The sequence below is a fragment of the Cyclobacterium sediminis genome (assembly GCF_054781075.1).
Genome location: NZ_BAAGVC010000044.1, coordinates 1 through 16,522, shown reverse-complemented (window position 1 = coordinate 16,522; position 16,522 = coordinate 1). Strand labels below are relative to the sequence as shown.

17 protein-coding genes are annotated in these 16,522 nt (G+C 38.0%); 8 read left to right on the top strand and 9 right to left on the bottom strand.

Annotated elements, in window-relative coordinates:
- Positions 1-75: 75 nt before the first annotated feature.
- Entirely contained in the window at positions 76-828 is a 753-nt protein-coding gene (locus ACYVHJ_RS22220; RefSeq protein ID WP_339901903.1) for a glucosamine-6-phosphate deaminase, read from the bottom strand.
- A 464-nt stretch (positions 829-1,292) separates the two neighbouring features.
- Here ACYVHJ_RS22220 and ACYVHJ_RS22215 point away from each other — a divergent pair, with 464 nt between their 5' ends.
- On the top strand, positions 1,293-2,453 hold the full coding sequence (locus ACYVHJ_RS22215; protein WP_460519449.1) for an acyltransferase family protein: 1,161 nt from the start codon (positions 1,293-1,295) through the stop codon (positions 2,451-2,453).
- A 103-nt stretch (positions 2,454-2,556) separates the two neighbouring features.
- On the opposite strand, the gene ACYVHJ_RS22210 is transcribed toward ACYVHJ_RS22215, so the two are convergent.
- On the bottom strand, positions 2,557-3,018 hold the full coding sequence (locus tag ACYVHJ_RS22210; protein WP_460519446.1) for a GAF domain-containing protein: 462 nt from the start codon (positions 3,016-3,018) through the stop codon (positions 2,557-2,559).
- Between the two features lie 110 nt (positions 3,019-3,128).
- Here ACYVHJ_RS22210 and ACYVHJ_RS22205 point away from each other — a divergent pair, with 110 nt between their 5' ends.
- Positions 3,129-3,839: a 16S rRNA (uracil(1498)-N(3))-methyltransferase gene (locus tag ACYVHJ_RS22205; protein ID WP_339901900.1), complete on the top strand. Its 711-nt coding sequence runs from the start codon at positions 3,129-3,131 to the stop codon at positions 3,837-3,839.
- A gap of 28 nt (positions 3,840-3,867) precedes the next feature.
- On the opposite strand, the gene kdsB is transcribed toward ACYVHJ_RS22205, so the two are convergent.
- Positions 3,868-4,602: a 3-deoxy-manno-octulosonate cytidylyltransferase gene (gene kdsB, locus ACYVHJ_RS22200; RefSeq protein ID WP_460519444.1), complete on the bottom strand. Its 735-nt coding sequence runs from the start codon at positions 4,600-4,602 to the stop codon at positions 3,868-3,870.
- Positions 4,603-4,789: 187 nt separating this feature from the next.
- On the opposite strand from kdsB, the gene ACYVHJ_RS22195 reads away from it, so the two are divergent.
- Both ACYVHJ_RS22195 and ACYVHJ_RS22190 read left to right on the top strand, forming a co-directional pair.
- Positions 4,790-6,652 (top strand): CocE/NonD family hydrolase, encoded by a 1,863-nt coding sequence (locus tag ACYVHJ_RS22195; protein ID WP_460519442.1) that lies wholly within the window; start codon positions 4,790-4,792, stop codon positions 6,650-6,652.
- 170 nt (positions 6,653-6,822) lie between these two features.
- Positions 6,823-7,371, top strand: coding sequence for a ferritin (locus ACYVHJ_RS22190; protein WP_339903316.1), 549 nt, complete (start codon positions 6,823-6,825; stop codon positions 7,369-7,371).
- A 169-nt stretch (positions 7,372-7,540) separates the two neighbouring features.
- On the opposite strand, the gene pncA is transcribed toward ACYVHJ_RS22190, so the two are convergent.
- From pncA to ACYVHJ_RS22175, 3 genes are all read right to left on the bottom strand, one after another.
- Positions 7,541-8,173 carry a cysteine hydrolase family protein gene (gene pncA / locus ACYVHJ_RS22185; RefSeq protein WP_460519440.1) on the bottom strand — a complete coding sequence of 211 codons (633 nt, stop codon included), beginning with the start codon at positions 8,171-8,173 and terminating at the stop codon, positions 7,541-7,543.
- Positions 8,163-9,644: a nicotinate phosphoribosyltransferase gene (locus tag ACYVHJ_RS22180; RefSeq protein WP_339903314.1), complete on the bottom strand. Its 1,482-nt coding sequence runs from the start codon at positions 9,642-9,644 to the stop codon at positions 8,163-8,165. Before ACYVHJ_RS22180 ends, pncA begins: the two co-directional genes overlap by 11 nt.
- Before the next feature lie 62 nt (positions 9,645-9,706).
- On the bottom strand, positions 9,707-10,528 hold the full coding sequence (locus tag ACYVHJ_RS22175) for a DMT family transporter (RefSeq protein ID WP_460520377.1): 822 nt from the start codon (positions 10,526-10,528) through the stop codon (positions 9,707-9,709).
- A gap of 157 nt (positions 10,529-10,685) precedes the next feature.
- On the opposite strand from ACYVHJ_RS22175, the gene ACYVHJ_RS22170 reads away from it, so the two are divergent.
- The gene (locus ACYVHJ_RS22170; protein ID WP_460519437.1) at positions 10,686-11,129 is read left to right on the top strand and encodes a peroxiredoxin; all 444 of its coding nucleotides are present in this window, start codon (positions 10,686-10,688) and stop codon (positions 11,127-11,129) included.
- A gap of 280 nt (positions 11,130-11,409) precedes the next feature.
- Here the strand turns inward: ACYVHJ_RS22170 and ACYVHJ_RS22165 are convergent, their stop codons facing one another.
- Together ACYVHJ_RS22165 and ACYVHJ_RS22160 are read right to left on the bottom strand one after the other, a co-directional pair.
- Complete coding sequence (locus ACYVHJ_RS22165) at positions 11,410-12,753, bottom strand: Gfo/Idh/MocA family protein (RefSeq protein WP_460519435.1); 1,344 nt, start codon at positions 12,751-12,753, stop codon at positions 11,410-11,412.
- Between the two features lie 28 nt (positions 12,754-12,781).
- Positions 12,782-13,543 (bottom strand): 3-keto-disaccharide hydrolase, encoded by a 762-nt coding sequence (locus ACYVHJ_RS22160; RefSeq protein WP_460519433.1) that lies wholly within the window; start codon positions 13,541-13,543, stop codon positions 12,782-12,784.
- Between the two features lie 263 nt (positions 13,544-13,806).
- Here ACYVHJ_RS22160 and ACYVHJ_RS22155 point away from each other — a divergent pair, with 263 nt between their 5' ends.
- The 3 genes from ACYVHJ_RS22155 (at position 13,807) to ACYVHJ_RS22145 (ending at position 16,313) form a co-directional block, all read left to right on the top strand.
- A complete protein-coding gene (locus tag ACYVHJ_RS22155; protein ID WP_460519430.1) occupies positions 13,807-14,988 on the top strand; it encodes an aspartate aminotransferase family protein in 1,182 nt (393 codons plus the stop codon).
- A gap of 210 nt (positions 14,989-15,198) precedes the next feature.
- Entirely contained in the window at positions 15,199-15,801 is a 603-nt protein-coding gene (locus tag ACYVHJ_RS22150) for a hypothetical protein (RefSeq protein ID WP_460519427.1), read from the top strand.
- Positions 15,798-16,313 carry a 5' nucleotidase, NT5C type gene (locus ACYVHJ_RS22145; RefSeq protein WP_460519424.1) on the top strand — a complete coding sequence of 172 codons (516 nt, stop codon included), beginning with the start codon at positions 15,798-15,800 and terminating at the stop codon, positions 16,311-16,313. Before ACYVHJ_RS22150 ends, ACYVHJ_RS22145 begins: the two co-directional genes overlap by 4 nt.
- Here ACYVHJ_RS22145 and ACYVHJ_RS22140 read toward each other — a convergent pair.
- The coding region (locus ACYVHJ_RS22140; RefSeq protein WP_460519421.1) for a hypothetical protein at positions 16,305-16,522 on the bottom strand (218 nt) is incomplete at its 5' end. The two genes, ACYVHJ_RS22145 and ACYVHJ_RS22140, sit on opposite strands and share 9 nt — an antisense overlap.

Below are 16,522 nucleotides of genomic sequence, written 5' to 3'. Positions count from 1 at the left end.
CCACAAGTCATTTCAATAGGTCTTTGGATAATAAACCGGGTAAAATACCACTTGTGGCGATCTGACTTTAAGATATTAATTTACAATAACTGAGGCATCCAATAGTGAAGCTGCTGCTTCATCCAGGTAAATACCACAGTCAGGATGATTTTGCAAAATACTTGCGGGATATTCGGGACTAACCTCGTTTTCAAGACAAGCTTTTACTGCTTTGGCTTTTCTCTCATCCGGCACAGAACAAATGATTTTTTTAGATTTCATGATCTGTTGGATGGACATACTAATGGCTTTTGTAGGTACATCTTCCAAAGTTGGGAACCAACCCTCTCCAAATTGTTGCTGGCGACATGCAACATCAAGGTCTACCACCAAATATGGCGTTTCGATATCAAAATCAGCTGGAGGATCATTAAAAGCCAAGTGTCCGTTTTCTCCTATGCCAACCATGGCTACATCTATCGGAGATTTACTAATAAGCTCATTAAGGCGACCAGTTTCCTCAATGGGATCTTTTTCCCCATCAATCAAATGGTAAGCTTTCAATTGACCAACTTTATCCAAAAATCTTTCTTTTAAATATTTCCTGAAACTTGCAGGGTGGGTGATGGGTAAGTCCAAATACTCATCTAAATGAAACATGGTGACCTTGCTCCAATCAATCTCCTTATAGGTCAATATGGTTTCAATGGTTTCAAATTGGCTAGTACCAGTAGCTAAAATAATATTGGCTTGCCCATTCTCCTTAATAGCCTTTATGATGGCTTCAGCAGCATGATCTCCCGCCAATTTACCCATTTCAGCCGGGTTTTTTCGATTATAAATCTTCATTTAATTAGGTGTTTTTTAATTAATATTGAATTGATCATTTATCCCCAATTCACTTTTAGGTTATTTACAAATAGTTAAAAATTAATTTATTATGTGGTACCTCTATTCGGCAAAATAATGTTAAGGGTTCAGGTTAAGTGATCACCTTTAATCTCTTTATTATCTTTTTATATTGCATCATTAATATCAGGCTAGATGTTGATTATTTTTATTTTTTCTTTTACTAGCTCAGCTAAAGAACCATAAGTCTATCCTAAAGTTTCTTTATTCATAAGAAAATATTGAATACAGTTTTTTGCTTACTAAAGGATTTTTTTACCATATATAAATCAAATCTACCGCTAATTTCTCCAAATTATTTATAACTAATGATAATTAATTAGCTTTTTTATTTCATAAATTTAAAATATATTGGCACTTTAAGTTATTCAATTAACTCGTCCAATTTACTCAAAGTCTTTGTCATGGAAACCACTCCTTTTAATCAAAAAGAATCAGGGCTAAATGCTCCCTCATCTACCTCTCAACTGACATCTAAAAGACTTCTCTCCATTGATGCCTTAAGAGGTTTTGATATGTTATTAATTGCAGGAGCCGGAGCCTTTTTAGTATTATTGAAAGGTAAAACCGGAATTCCTGCCATCGACTGGATTGCCGGTCAATTCTATCATCCTGCTTGGAATGGATTCTCATTTTATGACTTTATCTTCCCACTTTTCTTATTTATTGCCGGAGTTTCGTTAACGTTCTCATTAAATAAAGGAAGAAAACTTGGAATGTCCAAACCAACCCTTTATAAAAAGACATTTTCGAGGATGTTAGTGCTTATTCTATTGGGTATTTTATACAAAAATGCGCCTGTTCCTGTTTTTGAACCCTCTCAAATTAGGTATGGTAGTGTTTTGGGCCGTATAGGAATTGCAACATTTGTGGCCACCTTGGTGTATTTAAATTTTGATTTTTATAAAAGATTAGGAATTGCTTTGGCTACCCTGTTGCTATATTATGCAGCTTTATTTCTAATCCCTGTTCCAGGTTATGGAGCCGGAGATTTAAGCATTGAAGGAAATTTGGTAGGATGGTTTGATCGCACATTTATGCCGGGGGTTTTAAAGCAAGAAATCTATGATGAATTGGGCCTATTGACCCAAATACCAGCACTCTGCCTAACAATTTTCGGCACCTTAGCTGGAGAGATACTAACCAAAGCATGGTTGGATTCCAAAAAAATCAAACAACTGGCTGTTGCTGGGGTGGTCGGCATCATTTTAAGTTTGATTTGGGATCTACACTTCCCTATAAATAAGCACCTTTGGAGCAGCTCTTTTATTCTTTTAACAAGTGGAATGGCATTCCTAACTTTATTATTGTTTTATGTGGTGATAGACGTATGGAAAATTAGAAAATGGGCATTTTTCTTTCAGGTGATTGGTCTTAATTCGCTGACCATTTACTTTGCCTTCAGCTTTATCAACTTCCGCTTCACCAGTGAAAAATTATTTGCAGGCCTTTATGCCCCGCTTCCTGAGGAATGGCATCCGGTTTTTCAGGCCTTTGGTGCATTACTTTTGGTTTGGATATTTCTGTACATATTGTACCGCTTGAAAATCTTCGTAAAAGTCTAGTAGGGCTAAATTGCAGCTAAAAAAATCCCCTTCAGCAAATCATTCATCTTTCGGGTGAACGGTAAGTGAAGGGGATTTTAATGACTTGATCAACGATATAAGCTTATTTTATTTTTTGGGCGATGGCAGTGGCGATACTCATAAGAGCTTCAGTTTCCTCATCATTAAATTCATAGGGATCTTTTTTGGCTATGCCTAAAGTACCAAAAAGTTTCCCTTCAACAATCATTGGGGCCGTAATGGCTCCTTCTACTTTTGTATCTTTTGCTCCTGGCCTGACCACGCCTGAATCATCGGTTTGGAGATTACATACTTGAACTGCTTCCATTCGTTCCGCAGCTATTCCTGCCATTCCTTTTCCAACCGGAATTGTACTCATTTTTGGCAATAAGAAATCAGGAATACCCACTTGCGCTTGAAGTTCCAATAAGCCTGTATCCTGATTCAATACATGTAAGGTACCTGTAACACAATTAAATGCTGATAGCGTCTCTTCAAGCCAAGGCTGCCAAGACAAATCATTCGCTTTAAGAATTTTATGGGGTAGGTCAAATTTGGTGTCCATTATAAAATTAATTTTGTTTTCTATTAAAATATTTCCATTACAATTATAAACAAATCCTATTTAACCTTTAAGGTTAATTTTATAAATTCGAAGGAATAAACGACTATGCCATGCAGCTTTTTTATGAAGAGGAGATTAACGGGGATGTATTTACTTTGGACCCGCAGGAATCCAACCACTTAGGGAAGGTCCTTCGGAAAAACATTGGGGATACCGTCTTATTTACAAATGGAAAAGGGTCTTTGTTTACTTGTCAAATTGAAGACAATAATCCTAAAAAATGCCGGTTGAAGATTGTAGAACAACTCTTCACACCTATGGAGAAATTCCACATCCACCTGGCCATTGCTCCAACCAAAAACATGGATCGTATGGAATGGATGCTTGAAAAAATCACAGAAGTAGGTTTCAATGAAATCACATTTTTAAAGACCACTCACATCGAAAGATCAAGATTAAAATTAGACCGCCTGCATAAAAAGCTTGTTTCAGCTTGTAAACAAAGTTTTAAAACCTGGTTGCCAGAAATTAACCCCATTGTTGACTACGAGAAATTTATTTCTGATCCTGCTTTTCATGCACATGAACGATTTATCGCTTATGTCGACAAGGACAATGACCGGCATCTAATGCAACAAGCCACTATTGGTCAGTCTTATCTTGTCTTAATCGGTCCTGAGGGAGATTTTAGTCCCGGAGAAATTACTTCAGCCATAAACAGTGGTTTCAAACCCTGCTCTTTAGGAAAGCATCGCTTAAGAACAGAAACTGCCGGTTTGGTAGCAGTTCATTCTTTAAATTTATTGAATACAGAAAATTAATGTGATAAAGCACCTATAGCCTAGGCGTTCATGAAGAATGATTTTTATCATAATAAATGAGCGCCCGTTCAAGATCTTCAGGCACGTCGATGGCTACAGCCTGATGATGGGTAGTCACCATTTTAATACGAATACCATTTTCTAGTAACCTTAATTGTTCCAGCATTTCAATATTTTCCAAGGCAGATTTTTCCCATTTGGTGAATGCCATCAACAACTCTTTTTTATAGGCATATATTCCTATATGTCGAAAATACTGTGGTGAAGAAGCCTCATTCCTTTTGAAGGGAATGGGAGAACGGCTAAAGTAAAGGGAAAAACTTTCCTGATCTGTGACCACCTTTACAATATTTGGATTGTTTATTAAGCTCGGATCAGCAATGGGCGACATTAAAGAAGCTACTTCCACCTTCTCATCTTGGAATGCCTTCACCAGATTAGAAAGGGACTCCCTATCTTGGAAGGGCTCATCTCCCTGTACATTTACAATAATATCGGCCTCAATGGAAGCAGCAGCCTCGGCTATCCTATCGGAACCACTTTCATGTGCCTTTTGGCTAAAAAACACTTTACCTCCTTCATTTCTTACAGCTTCCGCAATTGACTCATGATCGGTCACCACCATTACATCATCAAAAACATTGGTGGCCATGGTACTCAAATAAGTTCTTGCGATCAATGGCTTTCCTCTTAAATCTGCTAATAATTTTGCAGGAAAACGCGTGGCTCCAAACCTTGCAGGAATTAAGGCAATGGTCTTCATTTACTTGATTTACAAATTAAAATTCCACTGAAAATCAGTGATTTACCCTTTAATATTTCTAAGATTCTATCCAAAATCAATGAAATAAAAATTATTTTAATAGCAAAGCTAAGCAATTTGAGAGCAATTAAGGGTAAAAAACAATATCTTTATTGTATACCTTAAGCACTAACAAAATTATATGGTCATGAAACACTGCTTCAAACTTCTGGTCTTATTCTCTTTATTATTGTTAAACCCAAACTCGGGATTCTCACAAGTCATCAATGGTTATGATAAAACAGAATATGACATCCCTATGCGGGATGGGGTTCACTTACACACCATCGTCTACAGTCCCAAAGACCTATCCGAACCCTATCCGATATTGATGCAACGGACACCCTATAGCGTCGGCCCTTATGGTTCTGGAAATAGGAAAAGCAAGCTTGGCCCTTCTCAGTTTTTAATGAATGATGGATATATTTTCGTTTATCAAGATGTGAGAGGCCGTTGGATGTCGGAAGGCTCCTACGACAATATGCGCCCCACCCTATCCAAATCCGAAAGAAATTCCAACCAAATAGACGAAAGCACAGACACATACGATACCATAGAATGGCTACTCGCCAATATCAATAACCACAATGGAAAAGTAGGCATTTGGGGAATTAGCTATCCTGGTTTTTATAGTGCAGCCGCCCTACCCTTTGCCCATCCAAATCTTAAGGCCGTTTCACCTCAAGCCCCCATAGGCGATTTTTATTTTGATGATTTCCATCACAACGGTGCTTACTTCTTAAGTTACTGGTTGGCCACTTCAGTTTTTGGCTACCAAAAGGAAGGTCCAACCCAGGAAGCCTGGTATGGCATGGTGAATCCGGAAACAAACGATGGTTACCAATTTTTTATGGACATGGGACCTTTAAAAAATGCCAATAAATGGTATGGTGAGGATAATTTTTTCTGGCAACAATTAAAAAACAACCCTGATTACAATGCTTTTTGGCAAAAAAGAAGCATAATTCCTCATTTAAAAGACGTGAAGCCTGCAGTATTAACCGTTGGAGGTTGGTTTGATGCAGAAGATCTCTATGGCCCACTTACTATTTACAAAACCATTGAAAAAAACAACCCTGACACCTACAATGCCCTAGTGATGGGGCCTTGGTCTCATGGAGACTGGTCAAGAGAAAATGGGTCTCAGGTTATTTCTAATATTTATTTTGGCGATTCTATCTCCACATGGTACCAAAAAAATATTGAACGTGTTTTTTTCAATCATTATCTAAAGGGACCCGAAATAGGTAAACCAGCTCTTCCTGAAGCATATATGTTTGATACCGGAAGCCATAAATGGGAAAAATTCGAAGAATGGCCTCCAAAGGAAAGTCAATGGAAAAGCTTTTACTTTCAAGAGAAAGGGGAACTTTCTGAAACCACACCGGAGGGAAATAGATTTACCACTTTCATTTCAGACCCCTCCAATCCTGTCCCTTATAGTCAAGACATCAAACTAACCTTCACGCCAAGAAAATACATGGCAGACGACCAGCGATTTGCTGCCAGAAGGCCTGACGTGCTGACTTTTACCAGCGAAGTATTAAGTGAGGACATGACGCTTGCCGGGGAAGTTTTGGCAAAATTAAAAGTTGCCACTTCTCAAACGGACGCAGACTGGGTAGTTAAGATCGTCGATATTTTTCCCGGAGATCAACCCAACCATGCCTACGTTTTAGATGGGGTGGACATGGGCAACTACCATCTAATGGTTCGTTCAGAAGTCATCAGAGGAAGGTATAGAGAAAGTTTTGAGTTCCCAAAACCCTTTATTCCGGATCAAATCACTGCTGTTGATTTCAAGTTACAAGACCTTTTCCATACTTTTAAAAAGGGGCATAAAATTCAAATTCAAATCCAGAGTACTTGGTTTCCTTTAATTGATCGCAATCCTCAAAAATATGTTCAAAATATTTTTGAGGCTGAGGAAGAGGACTTTGTCAAAGCCACCCATAGGGTTTTTCATACAGAAAAGTTTGCCAGCAAAATTCAAGTAATGGTCCTTCCTTAGAATTAGAATGGTTTAAAATTACTATTTGAAGCCAAAGATCCGTATTTCGTCAGTTGATTTTAACTATCTTTATCTTATAAAACAGTGCCGCAGTAATTAAATGGCAAATGCCAACTCTCTTATCAATTAATCGTAAGAGAATAGTTGCTCAACTAAAAAGAAAGAAAAATATGAATATCAAGGAAAAAGAAATTGTGACCTTAAAAAGGTCTTTATTGATGGATACGGAGGAAAAGCTTAACAAGCAAGTGGAAATGGAAGGCAAATCTTCTGCCTACTACCTCTCCATGGCTTCATGGGCAGAAATGCAAGGGTTTTCCCATTCTGCTAAATTCCTATATGACCATGCTGAAGAGGAAAGAGGCCATATGCTGAAATTATTTAGGTATATTAATGAAGCCGGTGGCCATGCCATTCAACCTGAGATTACAGATATCAGACAACATTTCAATTCCCTAAGAGAAGTCTTTGAATTGATTCTGGAACATGAAATTGAAGTCACTAAATCCATAAATACTATTGTTGATCATTGTTTCAATGTTAAGGATTTTGCCACTTTTAGCTTTATGCAATGGTATGTAACAGAACAACGTGAAGAAGAAACCGTTGCCAGAAGAGCTTTAGAAATCTTTGATATTATTGGCGAAGAAGGCGTTGGCTTATGGACCATTGACCAAGAAATGGGCAAATTACATGCGACCAATGATTCGGAGGTATAATTATAAATAAGCCTTCTATTATCCAGCTAAGGTAAATTTGAACTTTTTCATTGAAAAAGCCATCAGCAAAATACGCTGATGGCTTTTATTATTTCCTAACTTAAAGTCATACAATTTTTGAAACCACCTTAATTCTTCAAACCTCTACTTGAGAATTGTAAGTATTTGTTCAAAGCAACTCGTCACTTTGAAGCAACACAGCCCCCTTCTTTTCCATCTCATTAAAAGCAGCCAAAGTATCATTGGGAGTCAAATTAACTCCTTTTGTGGCATCTATAATCAAAAAGGTCTGAAAACCTAAATCTAAGGCGTCCATTACAGTGAACTTAACACAGTAATCGGCAGCTAGACCTGTAACAAATACCTTTTCAATCTTCTTGCTTTTTAGATAGTCTCCCAATCCGGTTTGTTCTTTCCTGCCGTTGTCGAAAAAGCCACTATAGGAATCAACTTTCGGATTGGTTCCCTTCTTAAAAATTTCACGCCAATTATTATGATCAAGCCCTTGATGAAAAGCTGCACCAAAAGATCCTTCCACACAATGAGTAGGCCATAAAATTTGCTCAAGACCATATAAAATTACGGTATCCCCTACTTGTTTGCCCTCATGGTTAGCTGCAAAACTTCCATGATTTGAGGGGTGCCAGTCTTGAGTGGCCACGATAAATTCAAACTTTTCTTGTAACTTATTGATTACAGGAACTACCTTATCCCCATCATTTACCGCGAGTGCTCCACCCGGCAAAAAGTCATTTTGTACGTCCACTATAATAAGGGCGGTATTATTGAGATCAATTGCCATTGTCCATCGATTTAGCTTTAAGTACCAATGCTGTTCTAAACTCGTGTAAACTTGCCTCTAGCCCAACCGGATAGATATGGGGATTGATCAACCTCTTATGGGTTTTATCAAAGATGGCAAGCCTATCTTGTGTCCTTTGTCGAATCTGCTGAATACTGGGCCGCTCATATACTTTCTTTCCATTGACAAAGATTGGTTTAAGCAAAATCTCAGCTTCTGCATTCCCTACAGAGATTTTCTTTCTTCGGGTAGGGTCTATGGGATCAATTATCGTCACTTTATCTCCTTGTTGCAAACCTTCCAGATAAATCATGTCGGCTATTGCCTTACCATTTGCAGAATACCTAAGTACGTTATGGTGGCCGGGAATATTAATTTTTATGGATTGTTGAGACAATTTTATTTTAGGAACCCAATCTCCATCCTTACTTCTTAATGCTGACAATTTATACACAGCCCCTAAAGCAGGTTGGTCATAGGCAGTGACCAGCTTGGTCCCTACCCCCCATACATCTATGGAGGCCTCTTGCATTTTCAGGGAGGTAATAATGTGCTCATCCAAATCATTGCTGGCCACAATCTTAACCTCCGGAAACCCTGCCTCATTTAGCATTTTTCTAGCCAAGTTACTGAAATAAGCCAAATCTCCGGAATCGATCCTAATCCCTTTCAATGCTTTACCCCTCTTTTTCAGCTGCTCAGCAACCACTATTGCATGTTTGACTCCTTGCACAATGTCATAGGTATCCACAAGCAAAATGGTATTGTCGGGAAAGGTCTCTGCATAAGATTCAAAAGCCGTTAATTCGTTCTCAAATGACATGATCCAACTGTGGGCATGTGTACCCGACACAGGAATACCAAAAAGCTTTGCAGCCATAACATTTGAGGTGGACGAACAGCCCCCAATATAAGATGCACGGCTTGCTGCGAGTGCCCCATCTATTCCCTGAGCTCTTCTTAAGCCAAACTCCATCACTGGATCTCCATTGGCGGCTAAGACCATCCTTGCCGCTTTGGTAGCGATTAAAGTTTGAAAATTAATGATATTCAATAAGGGTGTTTCTAAAAGCTGACATTGGATAAGTGGACCCTTTACCCTTACCATAGGCATATTAGGGAAGACAACTTCACCTTCTTCTACTGCATCTATGTCACAGCTAAAGGTCATGTTTTTTAGATAATCAATAAAACCACTTTCAAAAACCTTTTCCCCTTTTTCATCTTTCATTTCGGCCAAAAAAGCAAGATCATTGTCACCAAAAGTCATATTTCGGCAATAATCAATGATATAATCTAATCCGGCAGCTATCGTAAACCCACTTTGGAAAGGATTTTTCCTGAAAAATAGATTGAAGATAGCTTCCTCCTCTGCTTTTCCTGATTTCCAATAGGCATAGGCCATGGTAAATTGGTAATAATCAGTCAATAAAGTCAGTGAACTATGGTAAAGGTCTTTGGTTATTTTCATAAAAGTGAGGCTATAAATTTCAAATTTACAGGTTTAAGCGGCTTAAACCATATTTTAAGCCATTATTTTGCTTCTGGCTTCCTCGCATATAAAAAGTTTAGAATCACACCGGTAAGCACCAATAACATCCCTCCATAAGTGTACAAGTTGTAGGTTTCTTCAAAGAGAACATATCCGAACCCGAGGGCAAAAATTATCCCAAGGTAATTTAAGTTCGACACCTTGGCTAAATTTGCATTTTGATAAGCAATGGTCATAAAATACTGTGCTAACTGAGATAAAACACCTACCAAAAAGAGGAAAGCCCAATCCCAGCCTTCCGGTTGTTTCCAGTAAAGCATGCTTATTAGTCCGGCAATTGGAATGGTAACAAGCGGAAAATAAAACACAATCACCAAGGGGTGCTCGGTATTTTTTAGTCTTCTGATCACATTATAAGCCAAACCGGAAAACAAAGCTGAAGTAATTCCTATAACCAAAAACAAACCATTTATCCTCGGGTCAAAACCTTCTATCATTATCACTCCGGAAAAGGCAATGGCAAAAAACAAAAACTGCTTGGGTTTGACTTTTTCTTTAACGATAAAAATTCCTAAAATGCTAGTAAATATGGGGCCTAAATACTGAATGGTGACAGCACTCGCTAAAGGAATATTCTGCAAGGTGTAGAAAAATGTAATCAGACCTATTGAGCCAACGATGCCTCTTATCACCAAAAGCTTCCTATTATTCCCAAAAACCGGGACGGACTTTTTCTTTAAGATAAGGTAACTGGCAATAAAACTAAATACAGATCGAAAAAGGATAATTTCTATGGCCGGAATATGGGGCAATGTTTTAACAACTACATTCATTAGTGCGAAAAAACACACAGCCAGCAACATGTGCTTTACACTTGAATTACTCAAAATAAACGCTTTAAATAGTGAATTAAAATTCCCTCAATAAAAGGCCTTTTTGTATAAATTGGTTCCTGAAAAAAGATAAAAGCAGGAAAAGAAAACTATTTCAATCAAAATTTGTTTGACTAACAAAAAAACCATGGGATTAAGAAAAGGTCAAAAAGCACCGGACTTCACATTACCTTCTACTTCAGGTTCAGATTTTAAACTTTCAAAAGATTTTTTTGGTAAAGCATGTGTAATCTATTTTTACCCAAAAGATTTTACCGGAGGATGTACAGCTCAAGCCTGTGAATTCAGAGATCAATTTGAAGAATTCAGAGATTTAGACCTGCCGGTAATTGGGATCAGCAGAGATGATATGGAAACACATCTTCGTTTCAAAAAATCCAATAAATTACCATTTGAATTGCTTTCTGATGTCTCCGGAGAAGTCTGTAAAAAATACGATGCCTTGGTACCGATCATCGGCATTCCAAAAAGAGTAACCTATCTTCTTGACAAGGGGCATATAATCCAAGATGAATTCCAAGACATGTTCAATGCAAAAGCACATATTAAAAAGATGCTTGAAAACTACTAAGTAGATCAGATAGCTACTTCCCACTTAAATAAGGCAGAAGCATTTAATATTATAAGGAAATCATTTCAAAATCAGTCAATTTCCAGCCGATTAGCACCATGCTTGGAAACCTGTTTAACTTTGCGGTGTTATGCAGCAGCCTCCCAAAATACTGGCTTTCTTATGCTACATCCTTCTTGTTGGATAATAGTAAAGCTACTATAACTGCTTTGAAAAACTCAAGCTTAATAAACTAAAAGGACGAAAAAAAAGGGATGCAATTGGCATCCCTTTTTTACTTTTATACTTTAGGTAATTTCCAACCATTGTTGTAGTTGGCTTTAATTAGCTTATTGGCTTTTCCATTTGTAAACTGACCTTTCTCTGCATCCCAATAGATCTTCTCGCCTAATTTATAAGCGATATTTCCCATATGGGCATTGATAGCCGCTACGGATCCGGTTTTGATTCCACAGTGAAGCAAAGATGGATCATTGGCTTTCATGGCTTCTACAAAGTTTTTGCAATGCATTCTTTGGGCATTCCATTCCGGCTTGACAAGTTGTAAGGCTTCAATTTTCTCCTTTTTCTTGCCATCGACATTTTCGGTTTCAGCAATGACTTTCCAACCACCTCTATTGACAACCAGCGTTCCATTGTTCCCAATAAATGCGATGCCTTCTGTGGTTCCGTAATTTCCGCCATCAATACCCGTAGCATGTTCCCATAGCATATTAAAACCATCGTATTCATATACTGTTTGAAGGGTGTCCGGTGTTTCGGAGGCATCATCAGGATAGGCTAATTTACCACCTGATGCCATTACTGATTTAGGCGCACTTACTCCCATGGCGTATAGGGCTATATCAATTTCATGCACACCCCAATCTGTCATCAATCCTCCCGCATAATCCCAAAACCAGCGAAAGTTAAAATGAAATCTGTTGGCGTTAAAAGGTCTGTCCGGAGCAGGACCAAGCCACATTTTATAATCTACACCTGCTGGAGGCTGGCTATTTGGTAATTTTGGAACGGGGTTCATCCATCCTTGGTAGGCCCAAGTTTTGACCAACCTAATATTTCCTAGCTTCCCGGATTTGACCATATCTATGGCCTGGGAATATTGAGAGCCACTTCGTTGCCATTGCCCTACTTGCACCAATTTCCCATACCTTTCTACCGCCTTTACCATCAGGTTACACTCCTCAATGGAATTGGCCAAAGGCTTTTCTGTATAGGCATGTTTACCTGCTGAAAGGCTGTCGATCAAATTCAGGCAATGCCAATGATCAGGGGTACCAATGATTACCGCATCAATATCCGGATCTTCAAGCATCAGCCTGTAGTCCTTGTATTGCTTGGGCCTTTTTCCTCGCAGTTTATAAACATCTTCGGTACGTTGGTCCAATACACTTTGATCCACATCTGCCAATGCTACACAGTTGACTTCCGGAAGCCTTAAGTGACTGTGCATATTTGACCAGCCCATTCCCTTGCAGCCAATTAAACCAAAATTAATTTGATCATTGGCTCCCACACGTTTAGACCTTGCATTTACATGCGTTGCAGACAATAGGTTGGGTAATGTGGCCAATCCTGCTGAAGTAAGGATTGATTTATGAATAAATTTTCTTCTGGAGTTCATCGTTAATTTTAATTAATAGAAAAGTAAATCAATCTAACTTTCTCGCCCATATATTCCTAAAACTAACAGGGTTACCATGGTCCTGGATATGAAAAGGCAATTCTTCCTCATGCGCCACATAATGAGGAATACCTATATATTGCGTAGGCCCATGTAGTGTTACATTGTTTTGTACAAGAATTCCGTTGTGCAATACAGTAATTCTTGCGGGAGATATCAACATTCCTTTGGAGTCGAATCTCGGAGCGGTAAAAATCACATCATACGTGTTCCATTCTCCCGGAGGGCGCATGGCATTAACTAAAGGAGGATGCTGCTTGTAAATACTTGCTGCCTGTCCATTAGAATAGGTCTTACTTTCATAGGAGTCTAGAATCTGCAATTCATATTTTCCCATTAAGAAAAATCCTGAATTACCGCGTCCTTGGCCTTCTCCCTTGATTTCACTGGGTGAACGCCATTCCAGGTGCACTTGAACATCACCAAAAGTTTCTTTGGTTTTAATTCCTCCTGTTTTAGCCACTACGGTGAAAACTCCGTCATTAACTTCCCATTTGGGGAAACTCCCATCTCTCTCACTTACCCAAGCATCCAAACTACTCCCATTAAATAATACAATAGCATCCGCCGGTGGCAGGTGATTTTCTTTTCCGGGCTTAACAGATTGTACAACCGGCTCGTAAAACTCAGTAGCTTGAGGTGGCAATTTAATATCTTTTTCTTGAGCTGAAACAGAAAAAGCAACAGTGACGCCCAAGGCTAAAAACAAAGAAAATAATTTTGATTTCATTGGTTTATTTTTGGTTTAAGAATATGTGTTTCTCAAATTAAATGATTTGTGGCAGATAAACCTTAACTAAACGGCATAAATTTCTCTTTTTGTAAAATTCCTCAATTAAAATGCTTACCATTTCAACGCATTAAAATCATTTAAATTTACCTTAATCAATTAAGGTTTCATTACAGGACATATTATGATTACTTTTGTTTTGTTGATGATAGCCCTTAAAAGTGGTAATTAATCTCAGTACATCTTCATTTGTATTTATTATTATGAACAACCGACAGTTATTTTTATCTCATTTGGCACAAACGACCGATTTTCCTCTCCTGATCGAAATTGAAAAGGCAGAGGGTATTTATATGTTTGGTCCCAATGGTGAAAAATACATGGACTTGATTTCAGGCATTGGTGTTAGCAATATTGGTCACCGCCACCCTAAAGTATTGGAAGCCATTCATAAACAATTGGACAAATACTTGCACCTAATGGTTTATGGAGAATATGTACAACAACCGCAATCCCTTTTAGCCCAGGCCCTTGTTAAGACATTACCGGAAAGCCTTGACAATGTGTACTTGGTTAATAGTGGTAGCGAAGCCATTGAAGGGGCGCTCAAACTTGCCAAAAGATACAATAACCGCAGAGAAATAATTTCATGCATAGACGCCTACCACGGTTCTTCCCATGGTGCACTTTCAGTTGGAGGAAATGAAATATTTAAAAGAGCCTATAGGCCCTTATTACCGGGAGTGAGAAATATCCAATACGGAGACAAGGAACAACTCAATCACATTAGCACAGCAACCTCGGCTATAATCCTAGAAACCATTCAAGGTGAAGCGGGAATACGTGTGGCTGACAAGCAATATTTTAAAGCCCTAAGGGAAAGATGTGACCAAACCGGCACTCTCTTAATCTTGGATGAAGTTCAAGCAGGATTTGGAAGGACAGGAAAATTTTGGGCCTTTGAACATTTCGGAATCATTCCGGATATAGTGGTTTGTGCCAAAGGTATGGGCGGGGGAATGCCCATTGGGGCATTTATTGCCTCCAAGGAGATCATGGAGGTATTTAAAGATAATCCCTTATTGGGCCATATAACCACTTTTGGCGGTCATCCGGTAAGTGCAGCTGCTTCCTTGGCCACCATAGAGGTGATTTTAGAAGAAAAGTTAATAGATACAGTTGAAGAAAAAGCTGAACTATTTAAAAGCTTGTTAAAACATCCCAAGATTAAAGAGATTAGAAACAAAGGGCTGTTGATGGCAGTGGCTTTTGATTCATTTGATACATTGAAACCTATCATTGACCGTTGCATTGAAGATGGTGTAATTACAGATTGGTTTTTATATTGTGATAATGCCATGAGAATAGCTCCACCACTTACCATAAGTAGGGAAGAAATTCATACTGCTTGTGAACGTATTTTAAAAGCCTTAAATGAGGCTTAATCAATAAATATAAACCAGCTCCCAGCTTTTTTAGGGGAAATTTAAAGCGAAAAAATTATTTGAAATTAACATTCTTGATATTCTATTTATGCATGACTAGCATAGATGGAGAATGTACCTGGGGCAAATGGACATAATTTTTAAATTTTCCTTATTTTGCACAGAAATTGATAATCTAGGAATAGAACAATAAATAAATTAACCAATATTATGATGATGATCCGCCATTTTTTATTCACCTTATTTTTATCCATAAGCTTTACCTTATCGGCTCAGGAACAATCCGCCCCCTCAACAGCAGAATTAGAGAATGGCACGATTGAAGAACAATTTGAATATATTAAAAAGGTTTCTACTAATTATCAAGAGTATAAGGTCATTAAATTACGTTCACTAGAACAATTACGTACCAATATTTTGGATTCATTAAATGGGTATAAATCCACCATTCAGGAGCTGAAGGCTACCCTTCAGGAAAACAAAACCCAAATAAATGACTTGAACCAAAAGCTAAGCACCACCAAAGCTGATTTTGACCGAGCTGTGGAAGAAAAGGACAGCTTCAGTATTTTTGGTATGTTATTACACAAGAATTTTTACAACAATTTGGTATGGGGAATAATTATTCTTCTGATTTTAATACTAATTGTTTCCTACTTCAGGTTTAAAAGAAGTCATCAAGTAACTGCTGAAACCCAACAAAGCTTAGAGGATCTTCGCGAAGAATTTGAATTACACAGAAGAAATACCTTGGAAAGAGAGAGAAAACTCAATCGTCAATTGGTGGATGCGCTAAACAAAAAAGATTCATGAAAACAATCGCCATAGACATGGATGGGGTTTTGGCAGATGTTTATACACAGTTTATTGACATGCATTTTGCAGAAACCGGAGAGCGCCTGAATCAAAAAAACATGATAGGTTTAACAGAAGGAGAGGCATTTCCACACCTATTAAAACACGTAAACGCTAAAGGTTTTTTTGAAACAGCACCGTTAATTTCCGGTGCCAAGCAGGTGGTTGAGGAATTATCTAAGGTTTATAAGATTTTTATCGTGTCTGCTGCCACAGAATTCCCATTAAGCCTTGGAGAGAAACACCTATGGTTAAGTAAACACTTTCCGTTTATTACTTGGCAACAAATGGTTTTCTGTGGTTCAAAGGAAATTATCGATACTGACATCATGATAGATGATCACTTTAAAAACCTTGATTACTTTAAAGGGAAGACCTATTTATTTACCCAGCCTCACAATGAAAATGCCAACCCAAGAAATCACGAAAGAGTTAATAATTGGGAGGAATTGAAAAAGATTTTATTGTAAATCACAAATTAAACCGGCCCTTATTGATGCTAATATAGCGTTATTGATTTCATCAAAATTTATTTTCGAAACATTACACAATTTAATGGGATCCATTCTCAGACTAGGGCTTCTTGCTGATTTATTAATTACCTGATAACCAGCGTAATAATTAACAAAAACATAACACAAAAACCCCGAATTTAGCTGTTTAAAGCTTTTTTCGGGGT

Coding starts and splice junctions, on each gene's coding strand:
- ACYVHJ_RS22220 (WP_339901903.1), bottom strand. CDS start 828: ATGAAGATTTATAATCGAAAAAACCCGGCTGAAATGGGTAAATTGGCG.
- ACYVHJ_RS22215 (WP_460519449.1), top strand. CDS start 1,293: ATGGAAACCACTCCTTTTAATCAAAAAGAATCAGGGCTAAATGCTCCC.
- ACYVHJ_RS22210 (WP_460519446.1), bottom strand. CDS start 3,018: ATGGACACCAAATTTGACCTACCCCATAAAATTCTTAAAGCGAATGAT.
- ACYVHJ_RS22205 (WP_339901900.1), top strand. CDS start 3,129: ATGCAGCTTTTTTATGAAGAGGAGATTAACGGGGATGTATTTACTTTG.
- kdsB (WP_460519444.1), bottom strand. CDS start 4,602: ATGAAGACCATTGCCTTAATTCCTGCAAGGTTTGGAGCCACGCGTTTT.
- ACYVHJ_RS22195 (WP_460519442.1), top strand. CDS start 4,790: ATGAAACACTGCTTCAAACTTCTGGTCTTATTCTCTTTATTATTGTTA.
- ACYVHJ_RS22190 (WP_339903316.1), top strand. CDS start 6,823: ATGAATATCAAGGAAAAAGAAATTGTGACCTTAAAAAGGTCTTTATTG.
- pncA (WP_460519440.1), bottom strand. CDS start 8,173: ATGGCAATTGATCTCAATAATACCGCCCTTATTATAGTGGACGTACAA.
- ACYVHJ_RS22180 (WP_339903314.1), bottom strand. CDS start 9,644: ATGAAAATAACCAAAGACCTTTACCATAGTTCACTGACTTTATTGACT.
- ACYVHJ_RS22175 (WP_460520377.1), bottom strand. CDS start 10,528: ATGTTGCTGGCTGTGTGTTTTTTCGCACTAATGAATGTAGTTGTTAAA.
- ACYVHJ_RS22170 (WP_460519437.1), top strand. CDS start 10,686: ATGGGATTAAGAAAAGGTCAAAAAGCACCGGACTTCACATTACCTTCT.
- ACYVHJ_RS22165 (WP_460519435.1), bottom strand. CDS start 12,753: ATGAACTCCAGAAGAAAATTTATTCATAAATCAATCCTTACTTCAGCA.
- ACYVHJ_RS22160 (WP_460519433.1), bottom strand. CDS start 13,543: ATGAAATCAAAATTATTTTCTTTGTTTTTAGCCTTGGGCGTCACTGTT.
- ACYVHJ_RS22155 (WP_460519430.1), top strand. CDS start 13,807: ATGAACAACCGACAGTTATTTTTATCTCATTTGGCACAAACGACCGAT.
- ACYVHJ_RS22150 (WP_460519427.1), top strand. CDS start 15,199: ATGATGATGATCCGCCATTTTTTATTCACCTTATTTTTATCCATAAGC.
- ACYVHJ_RS22145 (WP_460519424.1), top strand. CDS start 15,798: ATGAAAACAATCGCCATAGACATGGATGGGGTTTTGGCAGATGTTTAT.